This is a genomic window from Ignatzschineria sp. PL_is040, from assembly GCF_055813795.1.
Map to the genome: position 1 here is coordinate 57,086 of NZ_JBVPGU010000003.1, position 21,133 is coordinate 78,218.

The following is a 21,133-nucleotide window of genomic DNA, read 5'->3' on the forward strand; positions in this document are numbered from 1 at the left end:
AATAAAAGATTTACTACTACATAGATTTCAAGAGGGTTTAAAATGCGTAAGTTAATGATGAGAGGTATCTCCATAGCGCTATTGGGGGTTGTGGTTGCAGCTTGTAGCTCTACCGGTGGTGCTGGCGGTGTCGGGGGGACAGGTGGCCCTGGAGGCGTAGGTTATGGCTATGGTTATGGTGAAGGGCCTGCAAGTACCTATTATGATGCCGACTATGGTAAGCGTGGAACGGCGGATCGAATTATCTATTTTGATTTCGATTCAGATCGTCTACGTCGTGAATCTTATGATGTTGTTCGAGCGCATGGACAAGAGTTAAAAGCAAATCCTAATCGTGGTGTTTGGTTGGAAGGGCATACTGATGACCGAGGATCTCATGAGTATAATATGGGGTTAGGTGAGCGTCGCGCATTGAGCGTAAGAGATCTTCTACTTCAATCGGGAGCAAATCCTAATCAGATTAAAGTACGTAGTTACGGTAAGGAGATGCCAGCAGTCTCAGGATATGATGAGCGTGCATGGGCACAAAACCGCCGTGTAGAGATCGTCTATTAATCAAGGTTCGGTATCACGAATTAGGATCGATATAAAGAGAGCGCCTGTGCGAAAAATAGCATAGGTGCTTTTCTACTTTTAAGAAGGAAATTTTGTGATTAAAAAAGAGAGTTTGGGCTTATATAAACGGATCTTATCTTACTCTTTCAAATATCCACTGATCTTAATCACTTCACTGGCCTGTGTTGTATTGGGTGGCTTTGCAGAGGCGGGGCTATTTTGGTTGTTGAAGCCGATTTTAGATGAGGGGTTTGTGGATAAGAATAGGCTCTTTATTGAGCTGATGCCGTGGCTCGTTGTAGGTGCCTTTATCTTAACGAGTGCTCTCAACTTTGCCGGCAGTTTCGGTATGCAATGGATCTCTCAGCGAGTAATTACAACTCTGCGGGTACAGATGTTTGATAAATTACTCCATCTTCCGCAAACAGCTTATGATAAGCACTCGACCGGTTATTTTATGTCAAAGCTGACTTTTGATGTTGCCCAGTTGATGGCAGTGAGCTCTTTAACGCTGGTTTCAATCATTAAAGATAGTGCAATGATTATCGGTTTAATTACCGTAATGTTTATCAATAATTGGCAAATTACGCTATTAGTCTTTTTTATGGCACCATTTCTCTATCTTGTATTACGTTATGTCTCTAAGCGTCTGCGAGGCATCTCTCGTAGAATGCAGGGGCAGATGGGGGAGTTTAACCATATTTTGGAAGAGGGGATTCGAGGTCAAAAAGAGATCAAGCTTTTTGCCGCTTATGATCAGATGAATGGCCGCTTCTCTCAAGTGAATAAGCATCTTCGTCATTTGAGTATGAAGAGCTTGGTTGCAAGTCAGCTAGCGAGCCCTGTTTCCCAAGTCTTTTTGGTGATCTTTATCGCATTTGTGATTTGGTATGCCTCAAATCAAGCATCTGCAGATCAGGTAACCATTGGTAGCTTTATCTCTCTTTTAGCGGCAATGGTCGGCATGTTAACGCCTATTAAACGACTAGTGAGCATGAATGAAGCATTACAACGTGGTGCTGCGGGTGCAGAAGGGGTCTTTAGTATTTTAGATGCAGAAGGAGAGAAGGATCAGGGCAGTGCTCAGCTTCCCCAAGTGAAAGGGCATATCGAATTTAAAGAGGTGACTTTCCAATATGAAGGGAGTGATGTAGCGGCACTCAATGAGATCTCCTTAGAGATTCAACCTTATGAAACAGTCGCGCTTGTAGGTGCCTCAGGAAGTGGTAAGAGCACCTTTGCAAACCTCCTTTCCCGTTTTTATAACCCCACATCAGGCTCTATCTCGCTAGATGGAAAAAGTATTGATCAGATTGAGCTAGAAGCTTATCGTTCAGCGATCGGTTATGTGGGGCAACACGTTATCCTTTTTGCCGATACAATTGCTAAAAACATCAGTTTTGGTAATGAGACCTCTTCAGAAGACGCGATTGAAAAGGCGGCGCAATTTGCAAATGCGAGTGGGTTTATTGAAAAGTTGCCAGAAAAATATGAGACTGTTATTGGTGAAAATGGCGCAAAATTATCAGGTGGGCAGCGTCAGAGGATTGCAATTGCCCGCGCAATCTTAAAAGATGCTCCTATTCTTATTTTTGATGAAGCAACTAGTAGTTTAGATAATGAGAGTGAGTATGCTATTCAACAAGCATTGAAAGAGCTTAGTCGAGAGAAGACGACTATTATTATTGCGCATCGCCTCTCTACCATTGAGCATGCTGATAAAATTGTTGTCTTTGATCAAGGCAGAATTGTTGAAGTAGGAACGCATCAGAGCCTCCTCGAGAGAGATGGGTACTACGCAAAATTGTATCGAGTTGATAAGAAATAACCTACAAAGTAATTGTTATTTTATAAATTTATCAAGTTTATAAATAAAATTTATCTCTTTCGCGATCGCTCTAACGATATTGTGGGTTGTATCAAAAAAGATATTTGTATTAAAAATCCCACAAATTTGGATTTTTGATGCAAATATGTATCAATTCTAATAAAAATGAGATATGATTGAACCGTTAGTTTGTATTATCTGAAGGTAACTTGTTACAACTGTCTGTAATACATTTATTTTATAATTAGTAATTAAGTGGAGACTTATATGAAAAAGCAATTAACTATTGCTGCATTAGCAGGTCTATTCGCGACTTCTACAGCTGTAGCAGCGACAGATTCGTTAATCGATAGACAAGGTGAGTTTGTAAAAGATCGTCAAGGCGAGTGTGTCTTAGTTAAAGATGGCGTTCCTGGATGTGGTGTTGTTGTGCAAGATTTAACTTTCTCAGCAGATACATTCTTTGCTTTTGATAAAGCAGAACTTCGTCCACAAGGCCGTGAGTTACTTGATAAAGTAGCAGCAGAGCTTGTTAAGAATGCAAACGATGTAAAATCAATCGTTCTTACAGGCCACACTGACGCAATCGGTAGCGAGCAATACAACCTTGGTCTTTCACAACGTCGTGCAGATGCAGTACGCAACTACTTAGTTGAGAAAGGTGTTAACCCAGCAATCATCACTGCTAAGGGTGAAGGTATCAGCTACACATTTGATAACGCAACAGCTGAAGGCCGTGCGAAAAACCGTCGTGTAGATGTTAAAATTGAAGCAGTAAGAGAAGTAAGCGTTAACTAATTGAACGTTTCTCTATTGTTGAGTAACTAAGTCTCTTTTACCTTGAGTAGTATTAACTATTAGAAATATTAGTATCTATTAGGTTGTAAAGGCTTATGTTCAGAGCACTCTATTTTATAGGGTGCTTTTTTATTGTTTAGGGAATTGAGTAGATCCAGAGGTATCAGATCCAAAGGTATCTCATTGAGCTTTCAGCTGCTTCATGCTAGAAAGATGATGATATGGATGAATGATAAAAGAGTGGAGAGGCAAAATAGTCCTATTAACCGCTACGTTAAGTAGTTATTGAGAAGTTCTATAAGCAGCATCCCTAATGTGTTTACTGAGCGCCATTATTGACGATCTATCGGCTACAATAGCTCTATTTATAAGGTATTAATAGAGGAAGGTATAGATACGCTCTGACTTTAAGCATTGATGCTATATAACCTTCGCTAGAGAGATACTTTTTTAAGGCAAAAAAAGGATGCGCTTCCGTAGTAGTCGGTTGCAAATCACCAAGACTCTTGAACGCGTACGTTCAAGTGGATACCTAACAGGGTTCTTTAGGCTTCTGAACTAAATCAGCTTGCACACCGAGCCCTAATATCGGCGATCCAAAGTATTAAAATTAGGATCAAGAGGTGTATGGTGATAAAAACGCTCGTACATAACAGAAACGCATCAACGACAGTTTGACATAATCACCATTAATTATCAACCTAAGATTGGGCAATAAAGAGGCCGTAAAGCTCCTCTGTATGAGGATTATCCACACTTTCAAGGAGTTGTTTAAAAGAGCGCCCCGTTGTAACAACATCATCAATAATGAGAAGAGATCTCTGTTGTGAGGGTGGGAGTACTTGATGGTTTTTAAGAAAGTGATTCTGAAGATTGGTAAGGCGGTCGGCTCTTTTTAGATCTGTCTGGGGAATTGAAAAAGCTCGTTTTTTTAAGTAGTTATCACAGTAGGGGAGCTCACTACGTTGTGAGAGATGGCGAGCAACTTCACTAACGGGGTTATACCCTCTTTTAGCGACACGTAAGCGGCCGCTCGGCATTGGAATAATTGTTGTATCGATGGGTAATTGGGCAAAGAAATTGAGGGATCGTTGCCAGATAAGTTGGTTGAGTGTTCGTGCTAAATAGGGGCGTAGGGAGTATTTAAATTGCTGAATAATTTTGCGGATAGTGCTCTCATAATTGAAACAGACAAAGATATTTTGTAAATTTGGCGATTCTTTTTTGCATAAATGACACAAAAACGCACCGGGTGTATCACAAAAGATACACTTTCGATCCGCTAAAATAATATCGAGGCAACACTTCTGGCAGAGATTTTCATACTCCTCGATCACAATTTTTTGTTGGCAGAGGGTACAGAAAGGGGGAAAAAGACTCTTAAGAAGATTTTTAGTATGATCGATTACCCATCTTCTTTTCATCGTAACACTCTCCTTATCTATCTCCTTTGAGCTAGATCTTTTAAACTCTCTTTTAATCGCTCTTTTAATCTCTATATCTCACAATGCACTCATATTGCACTCATATTGCACTCATATAGCATGAATTTATCTTGAATGAACTGATCCTGAATGAGCTCATATTGAACCTGTATTGAGTTCATATGAGCTTTTACATGAGCTTATATGAACGTATATGGACATATATGGACGTATATGAAAGTATATAAAAGTATATAAAAGATGTATTAAAGATGGTGTTTGTTGAAAGAGTATTGTTGCTTGTCTCAACTCAACACGCCATTTCGAGCACTAATTGGTGGGGCTATCTGACTATCAGATCCTCTGAGAGAGGGGGATTTTGACGCTAATAGGGTCGTGATCGGAATAACGAAAGGTATATTCTAGCGGGGTGTTGATATGGTGTGCTTGTGGTGTGTGAAATGAAAGGCGTTTGTCTACTAAAATATAGTCGAGTACAACAGGTCGATTTCGATGCTTTGTTGTGTAGAGTCGACCAGGATAATCTTTCCAGATTGAGATTAGCTCTCCTCCTTGTAAAATCTCTAGCGTTTGGCTATTGGGTGTATCGTTAAAGTCCCCTAAGAGAATAATATAGTGGGTAGGCAACAATTTATTATAGAAGTTATAAATTGCGCGAGCTTGTTCATTTCTCTGCTTTCGTGCTCGCTTTTTATCCTGATTGGTCTTTGCATTTTGTGATTTTAAGTGGCAGTTAATGAGGGTAATAGGCTGTTTTTGATAATCGATAGTGAGAACAAGCGGATAGCGTGACGCCGAAAAGAAGCGGCTCTCATCGCCGGAAAAGCAGGTCATCGGCGGTAATGTTTGTAGTTCTGTGACTGTGATTGAATCTTTAATCAGAAATGCAGGGCGAATATTTAAATTAAGTGCACCGCCTGAACTCTCATTGGTAGGGGGAAGATCGTAATAGCGGTAGTTCACTCCAGTCATATTTTTAACGGTTGTACAAATTCGCCCGCCAACAATAGCTTGAGCGTAATCCTTCTGCTCGTCTGTCTCTGCACCTATCTCCTGCAGGGCGATGATGTCAGGAAGATTGAGAGGATCATCGAGTGCAATAATAAAATTGAAGAGCTTCTGCAGAGAGGAGTGTTCATAGAGATTTTGAACATTGCAGGAGGCAATAGAGAGATCGAGAAGAGGGGACATCAATTTTATCGCTTATGATCAGGTTTAAGAGAGGTGGGTCGATAGAGTAACTTATTGGTAGTAGTGTTGAATCGATTGAAGTAAAGCAATCTTATTTTGATCTTCATCTGTTTCCGCTTCTTCCAATAATGCTTTATAGATCGGTTGATAGCGACTGCGGTAATACTCTTTTTTGAGAAGAATATAGCGTTGCCACTCATCTTGTTCATCCTCAAAGAGTGTCTCAAAATAGTTGCGAGCACGGTAGATAAAGAGTAGAGGCTCGAGACGTGGATCATCAAAATAGAACTCATGATATTTCAGCTCTTCACCACTCATCTTAGGAATAAGATCCATCTGGTGCCGATCTTTTCGCTCAAAAAATCCTTGATATAGAAGTGTTTCGACCGGCTCACTATGTGGGTCATTATCAAAGATACGGGGTGTTTGATAGATCTCCATCAATTTTGTTTCGATCAGCTCTCGATTGTTGAGAATAAGTTGATGATTTTTCTGGCATCGTTGTTGATCGAGGATCTCTTTAGGAAGCGTTGAGAGTAGAGAAGTGGGCGCTAAAATGGGGCAGCGATTAAGATGAATCCCCTTTAGAGGTATCCGTGCTTCGCCTTCAGGAAGTTCCGCACTAGGAGTATAGAGCTTTTCTCGAACCTCTTCTGCCGAGAGATGAAGAAGTGGTTCAACATCTCCCATAAGATCGATAGAGATAAGCTCATTACGATTTTGTGGGCTGAAGAGGATCGGCGCCATCATAGAGATATTATTGCGCTCTAAGCCAAACATGCCGGAGATGTGTAGTAATGGTTTGAGCGAGCGAAGATCGATCAATTGTTGCAGATCTCGTGCGCGTCGATGGTTAAAGTAGTAGGAGAAGAGCCGAGGCTGCTTCTCTTTGATCAGCTTCGCCATACCGATTGTGGCGTAGACATCACTTAACGCATCATGTGCTTTCTCATGAAGTAGATCGTTGGCTTTAGAGAGATTTTCTAGTTTGAAGCTAATATTTCCCATCTCATCTTGTGGCCACGCTATTCCTTCAGGGCGAAAAGTATAAGTTGCACGGACAACATCGAGTAGATCCCAGCGAGAGTTCCCATTTTGCCAGCTATAGGCATAGGGATCGATAAAGTTACGATAGAAGAGATATCGGATCATCTCATCATCAAAGCGGATATTGTTATATCCTAAAATACAGCTATTAGGTCTAGAGAAGGCCTCTTCAATTTGAGCTGCAAATTGCGCTTCAGGCATCCCTTTCTCTTGCGCTTCCTCGAGCGTGATGCCGGTAATAAGAATCGCATTAGGATCAGGAATATAATCCTTCGGTGGTTGGCAGTAGATATTGATCGGCTCCTCAATGATATTGAACTCTTCATCTGTCCTAATGCCGGCAAATTGGGCAATTCGATCCTCTTTAGGGCTAATGCCAAAGGTCTCAAGATCATAAAAAAAGAAGCTCGGTTTCATGATGTCTCCTCTATCCACTACTATTTAAAATAGCTATTTAAATTATGCCTCACGGCGGTTAGAGAGCATGATAACAAAATGTGATCGCCAGCGCTGAATCCCTTACTCTCTTCATGTTTTAATCTCTCTTTTGCCTCCCACTCTTTGAAGTCTCTTCTTTGAAACCCATTCTTTGAAACTCATTCTTTGAAATACATTTTTGATATGTACTCTTTAACAGATCTTTAGAGAGAACATATCTAGAGAGAATATTAGGATTCTGGGAGAGTTGAGAGATTGAGAGAATTGTTTATAAAGAGAAGTTTTCTCCCAAATAGACACGGCGGACATCCTCATGGTTGAGGAGATATTCGGTATCACCTTCTGCAATGACTGTGCCGGCACTTAAGATATAGGAGCGTTCACAGATCGAGAGTGTTTCACGAATATTGTGATCGGTAATTAAGATACCAATATTGCGCTTAGAGAGCTGTAAGATAATCGATTGAATATCTGATACTGAAAGGGGATCAACACCGGCAAAAGGTTCATCGAGTAGTAGGAATTTAGGATTAAGAGCAAGACTCCGGGCAATCTCAACACGGCGACGTTCTCCTCCTGAGAGCGAGATTCCCAAGGAGTTGGCGATATGCGTAATCTTGAAATCTTCTAATAGCTCATCTGTGAGGGTCTGTTGCTCTTGTGGGGAGAGATCTTTTCGGGTTTGACAGATCGCAAGAATATTATCGCGGCTACTCATTTTTCTAAAAATCGATGCCTCTTGGGGAAGATAGCCGATGCCGAGTTGGGCACGGATATGCATTGGGCTTTGGGTGATCTCATTATCATCGATAAAGACCTCGCCTTCATCGGGAGTGATTAGACCAACCGTCATATAGAAGCTCGTTGTTTTTCCGGCACCATTGGGTCCTAACAGTCCTACAACTTCGCCCTGTTCGATATGGAATGAGGCACCATTAACAACAGTACGATTCTTAAAACGCTTAATAAGATTTTGTGCAGTTAGTAGCATCGTTTGCTTTACCTTTTACTGGTATGAGATTCTTGAGAAGTCATTTTGATTCTATCACTCTTACTCTCTCTAAGTGTGATAGGGAGAAGAGCGATGTGGCCACTATTTATCGCGATTATCCATCTGAATTGTAAAGTGGACTCGCTCTTTAGGGCTTCGCTCAGCGTTGATTGTACGCGTATCGAGATCATAGATAATCTTATTGGCCGTTGCGATATCATTGCTCTGTTCTACCTGTGCATTGGTTTCTAGCTCTAAAATAGCGCGCTTAGGATAGTAGCGAAGCGTTTTTCCCTCGCCAAAAACCCAGGGTTCATCAGGCTTTGGAAGATCTTTAATCTTTACAGGATTGCCAGTAGCAATAATATACTCCAACTCACCATCTTCGAGAAGGAAGTGGGCTTCATCGGCATAGATCGTGAGGTTACCCTGGACCATAACAACATTTCCACGATAGATGCCGGTAGGTTCGGTTGGCGAATTACTCTGAAATTCAGACCAATCAGCATCGATATGGAGGGGTAATTTACGATCCTCGGGCAGTGCTAATGCAATATTACCGATACCGCTGAAGCAGAGAGAGAGGAGAAGAAGAGAGATACCCTGTTTAAAAAGAGGAGAGAGGGAGGGTAAGAGATTATTTTTCATCGTGTTGCCCTGTATCAGATTCAGTTATATAGGTCGATTTTACATCTCTATGGAGTGTAAACAGTTCTTTATGAGGATAGCCGATCAAGCCGTATCCAGAAAGTTGTCGCGTTGGCATCTCAAGTTCCACAAAGAGATCGGTCGTTACTTTCTCCCCCTCATCATGGATATAGAGAAGATCGGTTGTAATAACCATATCATCTTGAGGTTTTTCTCGGTTCGGCTTATGGAGATTGACATTTTTGATCAATGTTAAAAGAGACTTATCCTGTGTATAGCGGGCAAAATCACTTTTGGCGGTCCATTCAACAAGATTGCTAAGTTCTTGCGTCTCATGTTGATCATGGCTTAAGTCATAATGCTTTAGGAAAGGATCTGTTAAATACCCTCCCTCCTCATTATCATAATGTACAAGTGTCTCTCCAATAAGGCGGTACTCAAGAACCCCTTCTCTGTTATAACGAAAGACTTCAAAGTCATTGAGTGAAAGTTGTGGATCTGTTGACTCCACTTTCTCTTGGCTACGACTATCTTGATAGATGACCCAAGCAAAATAGAGCAGGATGCCTAATATAAAGAGCTGGAGGAGACGTTTAAAGATCTCTGCAGTTGTCATAATGGCTCCTTAAAAAGGTCGGTGGAATGGAAGGTTATGGGGAAGGGGTATGTGATCTATCAATTATTGGTATCAGGGGTTAGATCAGATGAGATCGAGAGCCCCTTTGTATGGGGCTTCTCATGGACATCTTAATGATCTCACTATTTTATCTCACCATTTTACTCTATTGCTCTACCGTGAGTCATTCTCTGTAATGGTCTTTTTACTGCTTATTACTACTTATTGCTGCTACTTTTTGCCACTACTTCTTACTATTTTTTAGTAATGGTCTGAATATTAAGCGCCTCATCTGCCATTAAAAGAATATCCGCACCGCGTGCTGCAAATAGACCATTTGTGACAACCCCGGTAATTTGATTAATGGATGCTTCTAATTGAATGGGGCTTGTGATTTTAAGGCCGGAAACATCGACAATAAGATTATGGTTGTCAGTGATAAAACCTTCTCTAACCTTTGCTTTTCCCCCCATCTGCTCCATTTTGCGTATCACATAATGAGCCGCCATAGGGATCACTTCAATCGGTAGTGGGAATTGACCCAAAGTCTTCACCAGTTTTGATTGGTCGGCAATACAGACAAAGCGATTAGCATGAGCTGCGACGATCTTTTCGCGTGTTAAAGCGCCGCCCCCTCCTTTGATCATCGCTAGATGATGATTAATCTCATCAGCGCCATCGATATAGGTATCGATTGTTGTGATCTTCATAAGATCAACGATAGGGATACCTAGCGCTTCTACCTGTTTAGATGTTCTCTCTGAACTCGATGCGACCCCTTTGATTTTGAAAGGAAGCGTTGGGAGAAGAGCAATTAAGCAATCGACGGTAGAGCCTGTTCCTAGACCTAAAATCTGATCTTCAGGGATATATTGTAGCGCCGCTTTTGCGACTGCTTCTTTTTGTTGTTGTGCGTTCATAATAAAGTGTCACAATAATTGAAATAAAAGTGGAAAGTAGTCTAGACGCTCAAATTATAAGGATTTAATCGTTTATATACTACGTGCTTTGCTGTATAGTGTACGGACTAATTATACCCGTAAAATCGATAAAGGGAACATTCAATGACAGTAGCAAAAGATAAAGTAGTTAGCGTAATTTACACCCTCACCGATGATCAAGGCGCGCTCCTTGATACAAATAAAGGTCAAGAGGCTTTGGATTTTATTCAAGGGCATGGAATGATGATCCCTGGATTTGAAAAAGCATTAGAAGGTGCAACTGAAGGGCAAACCCTCTCATTTACTGTTTCTCCAGCTGAAGGCTATGGCGAGTCAAACGATGATTTTATCATTGAAGTTCCCCGTACAGCATTCCCTGAAGATGAAGAAGTTCAAGTGGGCTGGCAAGTAACGGGTACAACACCCGATGGTCAAATGCAAGCATTTAGAGTTCTTGCTGTATCTGATGAAACAATCAAATTGGATGCAAATCACCCATTAGCAGGTAAAAATCTTAACTTTGAAGTTGAGGTAGTAGGCTTGCGTGATGCAACTGAGCAAGAGCTTGCACATGGTCACGTTCATGCCGATGGTCATGATCATTAATTTTTAAATTTTTGATTTATAAAAGAATCTATGTCTCAAAGTAAAATTTATCAATTGAAGGGAGAACTATCAACGATGATGGTTCTCTATTTGAGAGGAATAGATCTAAAATTATTAGAGGAAGAGCTATCAAGACAAATTGATAGCTCTCCTCAATTATTTAGAGGTATTCCAATAATTGTTGATCTATCTGCGATTAAAGTGGGTAACAGCTTAGACTTGAAGTGGTTAAAGAATCTGCTACTCAATAGAGATCTTATTCCGGTAGGCTTAAGAAATGCTAATGAAGATTTAGCTGTTAAGGCGGGCAATGCTGGATGGGCTCTTTTAGCCGGTAACGGTGGTCGTTCGCGTGAAATTGAGCTCAATAGCGCTGAAATTGTTGCGAAAGAGCAGCGTGAAATATCGCATGAAGAGGTCGCAGAAGAGGTGACACCTCAAGAGGTTGTAGAACCTGCTGAACCCATCGAGACAATGATGCATGTCCAACAAGTTCGTTCAGGACAGCAACTATCTGTTCCTCAAGGGGATCTGGTGGTGATCAATTCTGTTAATGAAGGGGCTGAGTTACTAGTCGATGGTAATATTCATGTCTATGGTGCTTTAAGAGGTCGTGCTCTAGCTGGTATTCATGGCAATCGATCTGCAAGAATCTTCTGCCAATCATTAGAAGCGGAGTTAGTTGCAATAGCTGGTTTCTATCGGATGCAAGAGGATATTCCTGCTGAGCTTAGAGGGAAAACGGTTCAGATCTATCTTGATCAAGATGAGCTTAAGATTGAGCAGTTAGTAAAGTAGTTCTGAGCGATGGCATAAAGAGGTAGGAGCTGTTATTTCCTCTCTTTTAGATTTAGCGTAACGCATTAAGCGCAATCAATGATGGCATAACCCATTATATTATTAAATAGCAGATTAATTTTAGCGGATTAATTGTGATATTAATCAGATGCATTAAGGAATCAGTTGCAACATGCTATGTAAGCTCTATATTAGAATAGTTGTAGAAGTAGTTCACTATAGAGTAGATGGTGTCAATAAGAGGCTAAAATTAGATGTTAAGAATAGATGTTAAGAGTTTTTTAATAAGCCTGTGCAGACCCTTATCTGTTGATATGCACCTCTTGATAGGATGAGAATAAGAGACGGTATGTTATAGAGATGATAGGAATTGTAGAGATTACAGAGAGCTATATAGCTTGTATTATCTGAATATAAAATCAGGATATAAGTTAAATGTAATTTAAAATGCAATTTATATTGTGGTTAATAGCAGGATGATGCAATATGAAGGCTTATTAATAGAGCGATCGATTAAAGTCGATTGTTGAAATACCATCTTTAAATCTATTCCGTATGGAATTAGATAAAGATAGTGTAGTGTGATGAGATGTGTGAATTTTAGAATTTATGCTTTTCAGATGTTTTAAAAACAGTTTTAAAAACGATGTTTTAAAAGACAATGTTTTAAAAGCACTTTAGTACTTGATCTCTGAAAGGATCAACAAAATTGGTAAAGAGTTTAAGTTAGATAGTCTAAATTAGATAGAATTAGTATGTGGGGGCACGAGTGGCTAGAATCATAGTTGTAACATCCGGAAAGGGTGGTGTAGGTAAAACGACGACGAGTGCGAGCATTGCAGCAGGGCTTGCAAAAAATGGACATAAGACCGCTGTGATCGACTTCGATGTGGGTTTACGTAATTTAGACCTTATCATGGGATGTGAGCGTCGTGTTGTGTACGATTTTGTTAATGTTGTGAATGATGAAGCATCATTGGCACAGACCTTGATTAAGGATCGTCGTCTTGAGAATCTCTACATTCTTCCCGCTTCCCAAACACGTGATAAAGATGCTCTAACGAAAGAGGGTGTTGAAAAGGTGATGAAAGAACTCGATGGGATGGGTTTTGAGTTTATTATCTGTGATTCGCCCGCGGGGATTGAGAAAGGTGCACAGCTTGCGATGTACTTTGCAGATGATGCTATTGTAACGACCAATCCAGAAGTCTCATCTGTTCGAGATTCCGATCGTATCTTAGGGATTCTTGCTAGTAAGACAAAGAGAGCAGAAGAGGGAAAAGAGGTTAATCAGCATCTTGTTATTAACCGCTATAATCCAACCCGTGCCGCAAATGGTGATATGCTCTCTGTGAATGATATTTTAGACATTCTTGGTATTCCCCTTTTAGGAGTGGTTCCAGAGTCTCAGGCCGTATTGCAATGTTCTAACTCAGGGGAGCCTGTGATTATGAACGAGGAGTCAGATGCAGGACAAGCCTTTAATGACATTGTTGAGCGTTTTCTTGGAAAAGATCTCCCTCATCGTTTTATTGAAGCGCCTAAGAGAGGCTTCTTTGGACGTATTTTTGGAGGTTAGAGATGTTTCAGCTGTTATTCGGCAAGCGTCGTAAATCAAATACGGCATCGATTGCAAAAGAGCGCTTACAAATTATTGTTGCGCATGAGCGTGTAAAGAATATGGATGGAAATCCAGATTTTATGCAAGATCTTCAACGAGATATTTTGGAGGTCGTCCGTCGTTATTTGCCGGTAGAATCTGAGCAGATCAATATAGCGATGGAGCGTGACGGAGACTGTGACGTTTTAGAGTTAAATATCGTTTTGTCGGATGATGAAAAATAGGTGATATTTTGTCCTACTGTGGTAGATCATTATCTAAGCAAAAGAACGATAACTCATTGATAATAAAGTAGCCGTATTGCAAAATGCGGCTATTTTTTCGTTAAAGCTTGCAATTTTTTTTTTGATCTAATATAACAAAATAGTGTGAAGAAAACTTATGCGTCTAGATAAATGGTTATGGGCTGCCCGATTTTATAAGACTCGCCGTCTGGCTACGGAGGAGATTAATAAGGGGCGCGTAAAAGTCAACGGCATTGAGGCCAAGCCTTCCAGAACTATCATCGTAGGTGATTTAGTAACGATAAGGAAGTTACAAATGATCTACGAAGTCAAAGTGTGCTTGCTTATCGAGCAACGCGGTCCAGCATCTGTAGCAACGACAATGTACCAAGAGACAGAGGCGAGTATTGCTCGACGAGAGCACGAGCGTGAGCTTCGCAAGTTATCTCCGCAGCCTCACTCTGAAACGAGGAGCAGTCGAGATAAAAAACGTTTAAGAGACGTGAAACAAGGAAAATATTTTAAATCGTAATATCAATACGTCGAGTGACGTATATCAAGTGGAGAGAAAGAAAATGGGTTATCGGTCAGAAGTTGATTTGTTAGGGGAATTATTAGTACCAAGTGATGCTTACTACGGCATTCACACCCAGCGAGCAATCAATAACTTCACCATTTCAACCCAGAAGAACCGAGATAATCCACAATTTATTTATGGCTTAGCAGCAGTAAAAAAAGCAGCAGCAAAGGCGAATATGGATCTAGGAGCTATCAAACCTGAAGTGGGGAATGCCATTGTTGCGGCATGTGATCTGCTTCTAAAGGATGATACTTACTACCAACATTTCCCTATTGATGCATTCCAAGGTGGTGCAGGAACTTCACTTAACATGAATGTGAATGAAGTAATTGCTAATCTTGCGCTCGAAACGCTAGGACTTGAGAAAGGGCGTTATGATGTTATCAATCCTAATGACCATGTTAATGAATCTCAGTCGACAAATGATGCGTATCCAACAGGAATGCGAGTCGCTTTTTATAAAGTATCTGAGGCATTAATTGAAGCGGCAGATTATCTATACCAAGGGTTGAAGGAGAAGGAGAAGGAGTTTTCTGAAGTCTTAAAAATGGGGCGTACACAGTTACAAGATGCGGTACCTATGACTTTAGGAATGGAGTTTGGAGCATTTGCATATCAGATTAAGGCGGGCATCGATTATTTAAAACTTGCTCGACAAACATTGCTCTCGATTAACTTAGGGGGAACGGCTATCGGTACAGGGATCAATACTCCCGATGGTTATGCTCAGCTTGCGGCTCAATATCTCTCGGAGATTACAGGGTTCTCCTTTAAACCGGCGGATGATCTTATCGCCGCAACATCAGATTTATCAGATTTTGTCTATTTCCATTCAGCATTAAAAGGCTTTGCTGTTAAGTTGTCTAAAATGGCAAATGATCTTCGTCTTCTCTCTTCAGGTCCTCGTGCAGGATTAAAAGAGATCAATCTCCCTGAATTACAGGCAGGAAGCTCGATTATGCCGGCAAAGATCAATCCTGTATTGCCAGAAGCTGTTAATAATGCCTGCTTCAAGGTGTTTGGAAATGATACAACGGTTTTAACTGCTGCTGAAGCAGGGCAATTGCAACTTAATGCAATGGAGCCTGTTATTGCACAATCGACTTTTGAGTCGATGATGTTGTTGATGAACTCTTGTCGTTCTTTACAAGATCGTTGTATTGAGGGGATTACTGCAAATGAGAGTTACTGCCTCAATTATATTTTGAACTCCATCGGCATTATCACCTATCTCAATCCAATTATTGGTCATGGTGAGGGGGATATTGTCGGGCGTATCTGTGCTAAAACAGGTAAAAGTGTCCGCGATGTTGTTTTAGAGCGAGGTTTAATGGGGGCTGAAGAGTTTGATGAGATGTTCTCATTAGAGAATCTTCGGAAAACATTAGGATTGCACTAATCCACTTCTTATCTAGTTCGCACATCATATTCATGCAGAGCAATTGTTATGAAAAGTCTTTGTCATGAAAAGAGATTATTGTGAAGAGTAATGTCGAATATTATTGAGATAAATAGAGAAATTGATTCGCCCTTGAAGAGAGAGGCGAATCTTTTTTTAAGAGAGTATCAAAAAGTCTACTCTCCCCATAGCGCTAGAGTAAAGCAGCAAGCTTTAACGCAATTAATTCTCTATCTGCAATCACGGGATATTGCATCTTGGCAACAGTGTGATGAGCGTCTTTTGCGTGAGTATCTTATTTTTAGAGCGAAAGGGGATCGTCGCCATGATCGTGAACGTTTAAGTGCTTCAAGTCTCGAAACGCATCTTGCCGCTTTAAGAATCTTTTTTACGATGTTATTAGAGCAGGGAGATATCTCTTATAATCCTGCACGTCTAATTTCCCCCCCTAAAAGAGGGGATCGTTTACCTAAGGTTGTTGAAGCAGAGTTACTAAAGCAGATTTTAGATCGACCACCAGAGAATGAGCTCGAGAAGCGCGATCTTGCTATTTTAGAATTGCTCTACTCAAGTGGACTCCGTCTTGCGGAGATCGCTTCCCTTAATCTATCGCATCTTGATCTTAATGAGCAGCTAGTGCGCGTGATCGATGGGAAAGGGGGAAAGGATCGACTTGTTCCTGTAGGGCAGGTCGCACTGAGTGCAATTAAGGAGTGGCTTTTGATTCGTCAGGAGTGGTTATCTGCTGCAACAGTGCTAGATAAAGATAGCGAAGCTCTCTTTATCTCTCAAAAAGGAGGGAGGCTCTCAGATCGGCAAATTAGCCGCCGTGTGAAGCGTTATGCAGAGCAGAGTGGGGTTAATATTAATCTTCATCCCCATCTATTGAGACATTCAATGGCGACTCATGTTTTAGAATCGAGTCAAGATATTCGCTTGGTGCAAGAGTTGCTAGGGCATGCGGATATCTCAACAACGCAGGTCTATACCCATCTTAATTTTAACCATTTGGCGAAGGTTTTTGATGCCGCTCATCCTCGAGCGAAGCGTAAAAAAGAGTCAGACAAATAAGGATTTGATAAACAAGGGCCTGATAAAGAAGCTTGATAGATTAGAGATTCATAGATCAGAGATTGATGGATGGAAAGAGAAAATAAAGGGAGAATAAAGAGAGGGCTACTCAATTTGAGTAGCCCTCTTATCAATTGGTTATCACTTAATTGAAGCTATAACCTTTAAGCTTTGTCTCTTCAATCCTAAAAGGAATTAGAGAGTTTCACCACCTACTGGACGGTTACATGGGCAAAGCTCATCAGTTTGAAGCGCATCAAGGATACGTAAAACTTCAGGAACGTTACGACCAACGCTGTCTGGGTTTACAGATACGTGTTGGATAACGTTGTGTGGGTCAACGATAAATGTTGCGCGTAAGCAAACACCTGACTCTTCATCACGAACGCCAAGCATATCAACTAAATCACCTGCTGGGTCAGCAAATGAGTAGTGGCCTAATTTATCTAAATCTGGATGTGCGCGTCTCCAAGCTAATTTACAGAATTCATTATCTGTAGATCCGCCCATAAGTACAGCATCACGGTCTTCAAATTCTTTAGCAATTTTATCAAACTCAACAATCTCTGTTGGGCAGACAAAAGTAAAGTCTTTTGGATAGAAGTAGATAATTTTCCATTTACCTGGGAATGATTTTTCTGTGATTGTTTCAAATGCAGAAACACCATTCTCTTCTGGATTGTTAAAACCAGGTTTTGCAGCAACAACTTCAAAAGCTTCTAAAGTATCACCCACAGTTTTTGGGATGCGATAAGTAAAGTCTGTATCAAAAGTCATTGAAAACTCCTTTATATTGAAAGTGACTCGGAATTTGTTGTGTTCGAGAAGTATTCTCCTCGATCTCGTTACACTATTTATAATAGGGGCTTTGATTCGATAATTCAATGAAAAGGCTCATTGAATTATCGAAAGGCTCTTATAGATAATCTTAATCACGTGGCGAGGCTCTATTTACCTCGTTTTCGGTGATTTTTTCGATCGCTTTTTCTTCTACTTCAGCTGTTGCTTCGACAGCTTTTTCTTCCGGATCTTCCATTCTTGAATCAGATGATGGGATTGCCATTTTTTCGTTTGATTCCACGGCTTTCTGATCCTCTGTCACAATAGACTCTTCAACCTGTGGCATTGCTTTCTGCTCTGGTTGTTGATCATTTTGCGTTACAGTCGCCTCAGCCTTAACTTCTTTCGATGTCGTCGTAGGAGTGGAGTGAGACGAATCATGAGTATCATGATTGTCGATGATATCTCTATTTCCCTCTTTTGCTTGCTCTGTAGTGACAGCTTCTTTCGTCGGCGCTAGATTATGCTGCTCTTTTGGAGGGTGCATTTCATCTTTAGCATCTGCTTTTATTGTGTCAGCTTCACTTGTAGACGACTCTTGAGTGCCATTTTTTTGGGTAGCTTGCTCCTCTTTAGATGGTATTTCTACTGCACTCTGTTGAGCTTCTTCATCTTTTGGTGATGATTGATCAGCTGTCGCTCTCTCTTTCTCTACAACGCTTTCAGCCACTCTTTTATCTGCTTGCTCTTTAGATGGTTTTTTACTCATCTCCTTTTCGCGAGCGATATGATCAGCATCAGTGTTTTTGGACGCTTCAGCTTTTTTTGTAGCTTCTGCTTTTGTCGTTAGGACCTCTTTTTCAGCAGGTTGATCGTGGGATTGCGTTTTCTCCTCGACCTGTTTGAGCTGCTCTTGCTCCTCTTTAGCGATTCTAGGACGACCGGTTCTAATAACGCGTTGTTTAATCTCTTCACCAACTTTTACTTCGATGATCTCTTCTTCCTGAACTCTATTGTTTCTGTTGCCAGATTTCTTGGCCTCAGGACGTTGATCACGATCGCGGCGATTGCGTTGACGCGGAGCTCTCTCTTCAGATCTCTCTTCCGATTTCTGCTCTTTGTTATCAGGAGAAGCTTGTGCTTTGATCGCTTCATCACTATTTTTATCACTATTTCTATCGCTATTTTCATCACGACGTTTTTGTCGTTGGTTCTGGCGTTCATTTTGTCGCTCATTACGATCTTTGTTACGTTGAGAGCCCTCATTGCCACGATCATTATCTCGACCTTGATTGTTTTGATCAGTCGGCTGTTGTGAGGCCGCTACCTGCTGATTTTTCTCATTGTCAGCCTCATTACGACCATTGTTACGCTCATTACGTTCGTTGCGCTCTCGCTGTCTCTCTTGCCCATTTTGTGACTCTTGTTGCGCTCGATTTTGCTGATTGCGGCGTTGGTTCTGATTGTTTCGCTCTTGCTGCTGATTCTGTTGTTGATTCTGATTATTGCGACGATTATTCTCTTTCGGCTCATTTTGTTGAGTCGTTTGATTAAATTCCGCATTTATATCAACTTCGCGTTCAACAGTCTCGATCGTATTGCGACTAGGGTGATTATGGCGTTGATTACGTTGACGTTGTTGATTGTTGCGTCCACGATTATTGCGCTGTTGGTTATCGCGATTACGATTATTATTGCGTTGTTCGCGAGGGTTTTTTACCTCTTTTTTCTTCTTTTCAGCTTTATCATCACTCTGGGTTGTCTTATTAAAGAGTGCTTTGACATAGTTAAAGATTGAGCTTAAAACCGCTTCAGTTTTTTGCACAAAGTTTTTCTCAGTTGCTTCGGGAGCCGCTTTCTCAACTTTTGGTGGAGGAGCCATAGGGGAGATTCCTGAAACAGCGGGTTTTTCCATCAATTTCTTATTGGCAATAACGGCCTGATTTCGAATATCATCGATTGTAAGTTCTTCTTTAATGATATGCGATTCGCTATCTGCACCTGTCTCATCATCGTTGATGCGATAACGAGTCATCTTAAAGTGTGGGGTCTCAAGTTCTGTATCAGGGATCACAATTACCCGAACTTTTAGGCGAGATTCAATATCTTCCACATCAGATCGCTTCTCATTTAAGAGGTAGACCGCAACATTTACGGGAACTTGAATCACAAGTTCAGAAGTGCGCTCTTTTAAACATTCTTCTTCAATGAGACGAAGAATGCCCAATGCTAAAGATTTGGTATCTCGAATGGTTCCTTGCCCTTCACAACGAGGACAAACAATATGTGAAGTTTCATCAAGTGATGGGCGTAATCTTTGACGTGACATCTCTAATAGTCCAAATCGTGAGATCTGTCCTACCTGAATTCTGGCTCTATCCGATGCGAGTGCATCATGAAGCGCAGATTCAACTTTACGCTGATTTTTACTGTCGAGCATATCGATAAAATCGATAACGACTAAACCACCGAGATCACGAAGTTTTAATTGACGAGCGATCTCTTCCGCTGCTTCAAGGTTTGTGTTGAGAGCGGTATCCTCAATATCGGCCCCCTTTGTTGAGCGACCTGAGTTAATATCGATCGATACGAGAGCTTCTGTATGGTCAAATACAAGAGCGCCTCCAGAGGGTAAGCGGACATTGCGCTCATAAGCCGTCTGAATCTGTGACTCCACCTGAAATCTTGTAAAGAGCGGAATCTGATCATCATAGAGTTTAATCTTATCGCCAATTTGAGGCATGATGGTATTGATAAAGACCTCGGCCTCTTTAAAGACCTCCTCATCATCGATCAATATCTCGCCAATGTCACTGCGATAGTAGTCTCGAAGTGCGCGAATAATAATGTTGCTCTCTTGGAAGATTAAGAGAGGGGCCGGATGTTTTTCGCCTGCTTCTTGAATCGCTTCCCACAGCATAATGAGATAATCGAGATCCCACTGTAGCTCTTCTGCGGTTCTCCCCATTCCTGCTGTGCGCACGATTAGCCCCATCTCTTCTGGAACGACTAAATCAGCCATCGCATCTCTAATCTCGGCACGGCTCTTTCCTGAAATACGACGAGATACGCCCCCTGCGCGAGGATTATTGGGCATTAATACAAGATAGCGTCCGGCAAGAGAGATATAAGAGGTGAGGGCCGCCCCTTTATTACCACGCTCTTCACGTTCAACTTGAATAATAAGCTCAAGACCCTCTTCGAGCTGATCTTTAACCGCCATCTGATGATCTTGAGGGTTTTTAAAATACTCTTTAGAGATCTCTTTAAAGGGTAAAAAGCCATGGCGTTCAGAACCATAATCGACAAAGCAGGCTTCTAAAGAGGGTTCAATTCGGGTGATTTTACCTTTGTAAATATTGGCCTTTTTCTGCTTTGTGGCCACATTTTCAATATCTAAATCATATAGGTGTTGTCCATCAACAAGGGCAACTCGCATCTCTTCTTGTTGAGTTGCATTAATTAGCATCCGCTTCATTTTTTCTCCAGTAGAGAAATAGAGGTTGCTTACAAGCACTTCCGGCTCTTCTTATAGAAAAATAGAAGAGCACTCGAT

Annotated in this window: 19 protein-coding genes and 1 other RNA gene; 10 read left to right on the plus strand and 10 right to left on the minus strand. The window is 41.1% G+C overall.

Annotation, left to right across the window (positions count from 1 at the left end):
• The first annotated feature begins 42 nt into the window (after nt 1-42).
• The 3 genes from AC0SAP_RS05375 to AC0SAP_RS05385 all read left to right on the plus strand — a co-directional run bounded on the left by AC0SAP_RS05375 (nt 43) and on the right by AC0SAP_RS05385 (nt 3,181).
• On the plus strand, nt 43-555 hold the full coding sequence (locus AC0SAP_RS05375; RefSeq protein ID WP_109236471.1) for an OmpA family protein: 513 nt from the start codon (nt 43-45) through the stop codon (nt 553-555).
• 94 nt (nt 556-649) lie between these two features.
• Complete coding sequence (gene msbA / locus AC0SAP_RS05380; protein WP_473383291.1) at nt 650-2,383, plus strand: lipid A export permease/ATP-binding protein MsbA; 1,734 nt, start codon at nt 650-652, stop codon at nt 2,381-2,383.
• A 267-nt stretch (nt 2,384-2,650) separates the two neighbouring features.
• Nucleotides 2,651-3,181, plus strand: coding sequence for an OmpA family protein (locus AC0SAP_RS05385; RefSeq protein ID WP_286483048.1), 531 nt, complete (start codon nt 2,651-2,653; stop codon nt 3,179-3,181).
• 467 nt (nt 3,182-3,648) lie between these two features.
• Here AC0SAP_RS05385 and ssrS read toward each other — a convergent pair.
• The 8 genes from ssrS to rpiA all read right to left on the minus strand — a co-directional run bounded on the left by ssrS (nt 3,649) and on the right by rpiA (nt 10,477).
• Nucleotides 3,649-3,843, minus strand: a non-coding RNA gene (gene ssrS, locus AC0SAP_RS05390) — 6S RNA.
• 39 nt (nt 3,844-3,882) lie between these two features.
• On the minus strand, nt 3,883-4,605 hold the full coding sequence (locus AC0SAP_RS05395) for a ComF family protein (protein WP_473383293.1): 723 nt from the start codon (nt 4,603-4,605) through the stop codon (nt 3,883-3,885).
• Between the two features lie 354 nt (nt 4,606-4,959).
• Nucleotides 4,960-5,817 (minus strand): endonuclease/exonuclease/phosphatase family protein, encoded by an 858-nt coding sequence (locus AC0SAP_RS05400; RefSeq protein ID WP_286483050.1) that lies wholly within the window; start codon nt 5,815-5,817, stop codon nt 4,960-4,962.
• 51 nt (nt 5,818-5,868) lie between these two features.
• The gene (sbcB, locus tag AC0SAP_RS05405; protein WP_473383294.1) at nt 5,869-7,281 is read right to left on the minus strand and encodes an exodeoxyribonuclease I; all 1,413 of its coding nucleotides are present in this window, start codon (nt 7,279-7,281) and stop codon (nt 5,869-5,871) included.
• 289 nt (nt 7,282-7,570) lie between these two features.
• A complete protein-coding gene (gene lptB / locus AC0SAP_RS05410) occupies nt 7,571-8,293 on the minus strand; it encodes an LPS export ABC transporter ATP-binding protein (protein ID WP_286483052.1) in 723 nt (240 codons plus the stop codon).
• Nucleotides 8,294-8,395: 102 nt separating this feature from the next.
• The gene (gene lptA / locus AC0SAP_RS05415) at nt 8,396-8,941 is read right to left on the minus strand and encodes a lipopolysaccharide transport periplasmic protein LptA (protein WP_286483053.1); all 546 of its coding nucleotides are present in this window, start codon (nt 8,939-8,941) and stop codon (nt 8,396-8,398) included.
• Complete coding sequence (lptC, locus tag AC0SAP_RS05420) at nt 8,931-9,557, minus strand: LPS export ABC transporter periplasmic protein LptC (protein WP_094567633.1); 627 nt, start codon at nt 9,555-9,557, stop codon at nt 8,931-8,933. The genes lptA and lptC overlap by 11 nt, the downstream gene beginning before the upstream one ends.
• 254 nt (nt 9,558-9,811) lie before the next feature.
• Entirely contained in the window at nt 9,812-10,477 is a 666-nt protein-coding gene (rpiA, locus tag AC0SAP_RS05425) for a ribose-5-phosphate isomerase RpiA (protein WP_286483055.1), read from the minus strand.
• A 144-nt stretch (nt 10,478-10,621) separates the two neighbouring features.
• Between rpiA and AC0SAP_RS05430 the strand changes: the two genes are divergently transcribed.
• From AC0SAP_RS05430 to AC0SAP_RS05460, 7 genes are all read left to right on the plus strand, one after another.
• Complete coding sequence (locus AC0SAP_RS05430) at nt 10,622-11,104, plus strand: FKBP-type peptidyl-prolyl cis-trans isomerase (protein WP_094567631.1); 483 nt, start codon at nt 10,622-10,624, stop codon at nt 11,102-11,104.
• A 30-nt stretch (nt 11,105-11,134) separates the two neighbouring features.
• A complete protein-coding gene (gene minC, locus AC0SAP_RS05435) occupies nt 11,135-11,902 on the plus strand; it encodes a septum site-determining protein MinC (protein WP_473383297.1) in 768 nt (255 codons plus the stop codon).
• A 769-nt stretch (nt 11,903-12,671) separates the two neighbouring features.
• Nucleotides 12,672-13,481, plus strand: coding sequence for a septum site-determining protein MinD (minD, locus tag AC0SAP_RS05440; protein WP_094567712.1), 810 nt, complete (start codon nt 12,672-12,674; stop codon nt 13,479-13,481).
• A 2-nt stretch (nt 13,482-13,483) separates the two neighbouring features.
• Nucleotides 13,484-13,747: a cell division topological specificity factor MinE gene (gene minE / locus AC0SAP_RS05445; protein WP_109236478.1), complete on the plus strand. Its 264-nt coding sequence runs from the start codon at nt 13,484-13,486 to the stop codon at nt 13,745-13,747.
• Nucleotides 13,748-13,904: 157 nt separating this feature from the next.
• Nucleotides 13,905-14,279, plus strand: coding sequence for an RNA-binding S4 domain-containing protein (locus AC0SAP_RS05450; RefSeq protein WP_109236479.1), 375 nt, complete (start codon nt 13,905-13,907; stop codon nt 14,277-14,279).
• 43 nt (nt 14,280-14,322) lie between these two features.
• The gene (locus AC0SAP_RS05455; protein WP_286483058.1) at nt 14,323-15,726 is read left to right on the plus strand and encodes an aspartate ammonia-lyase; all 1,404 of its coding nucleotides are present in this window, start codon (nt 14,323-14,325) and stop codon (nt 15,724-15,726) included.
• A 90-nt stretch (nt 15,727-15,816) separates the two neighbouring features.
• A complete protein-coding gene (locus AC0SAP_RS05460; RefSeq protein ID WP_473383299.1) occupies nt 15,817-16,797 on the plus strand; it encodes a tyrosine recombinase XerC in 981 nt (326 codons plus the stop codon).
• Between the two features lie 195 nt (nt 16,798-16,992).
• On the opposite strand, the gene AC0SAP_RS05465 is transcribed toward AC0SAP_RS05460, so the two are convergent.
• Entirely contained in the window at nt 16,993-17,574 is a 582-nt protein-coding gene (locus tag AC0SAP_RS05465) for a peroxiredoxin (protein WP_094567625.1), read from the minus strand.
• A 151-nt stretch (nt 17,575-17,725) separates the two neighbouring features.
• Complete coding sequence (locus tag AC0SAP_RS05470; protein WP_473383300.1) at nt 17,726-21,055, minus strand: Rne/Rng family ribonuclease; 3,330 nt, start codon at nt 21,053-21,055, stop codon at nt 17,726-17,728.
• Nucleotides 21,056-21,133: the final 78 nt, after the last annotated feature.

Coding starts and splice junctions, on each gene's coding strand:
- sbcB (WP_473383294.1), bottom strand. CDS start 7,281: ATGAAACCGAGCTTCTTTTTTTATGATCTTGAGACCTTTGGCATTAGC.
- AC0SAP_RS05455 (WP_286483058.1), top strand. CDS start 14,323: ATGGGTTATCGGTCAGAAGTTGATTTGTTAGGGGAATTATTAGTACCA.
- minE (WP_109236478.1), top strand. CDS start 13,484: ATGTTTCAGCTGTTATTCGGCAAGCGTCGTAAATCAAATACGGCATCG.
- AC0SAP_RS05375 (WP_109236471.1), top strand. CDS start 43: ATGCGTAAGTTAATGATGAGAGGTATCTCCATAGCGCTATTGGGGGTT.
- AC0SAP_RS05450 (WP_109236479.1), top strand. CDS start 13,905: ATGCGTCTAGATAAATGGTTATGGGCTGCCCGATTTTATAAGACTCGC.
- AC0SAP_RS05395 (WP_473383293.1), bottom strand. CDS start 4,605: ATGAAAAGAAGATGGGTAATCGATCATACTAAAAATCTTCTTAAGAGT.
- rpiA (WP_286483055.1), bottom strand. CDS start 10,477: ATGAACGCACAACAACAAAAAGAAGCAGTCGCAAAAGCGGCGCTACAA.
- AC0SAP_RS05400 (WP_286483050.1), bottom strand. CDS start 5,817: ATGTCCCCTCTTCTCGATCTCTCTATTGCCTCCTGCAATGTTCAAAAT.
- AC0SAP_RS05385 (WP_286483048.1), top strand. CDS start 2,651: ATGAAAAAGCAATTAACTATTGCTGCATTAGCAGGTCTATTCGCGACT.
- AC0SAP_RS05470 (WP_473383300.1), bottom strand. CDS start 21,055: ATGAAGCGGATGCTAATTAATGCAACTCAACAAGAAGAGATGCGAGTT.
- minC (WP_473383297.1), top strand. CDS start 11,135: ATGTCTCAAAGTAAAATTTATCAATTGAAGGGAGAACTATCAACGATG.
- lptA (WP_286483053.1), bottom strand. CDS start 8,941: ATGAAAAATAATCTCTTACCCTCCCTCTCTCCTCTTTTTAAACAGGGT.
- AC0SAP_RS05465 (WP_094567625.1), bottom strand. CDS start 17,574: ATGACTTTTGATACAGACTTTACTTATCGCATCCCAAAAACTGTGGGT.
- AC0SAP_RS05460 (WP_473383299.1), top strand. CDS start 15,817: ATGTCGAATATTATTGAGATAAATAGAGAAATTGATTCGCCCTTGAAG.
- AC0SAP_RS05430 (WP_094567631.1), top strand. CDS start 10,622: ATGACAGTAGCAAAAGATAAAGTAGTTAGCGTAATTTACACCCTCACC.
- lptC (WP_094567633.1), bottom strand. CDS start 9,557: ATGACAACTGCAGAGATCTTTAAACGTCTCCTCCAGCTCTTTATATTA.
- lptB (WP_286483052.1), bottom strand. CDS start 8,293: ATGCTACTAACTGCACAAAATCTTATTAAGCGTTTTAAGAATCGTACT.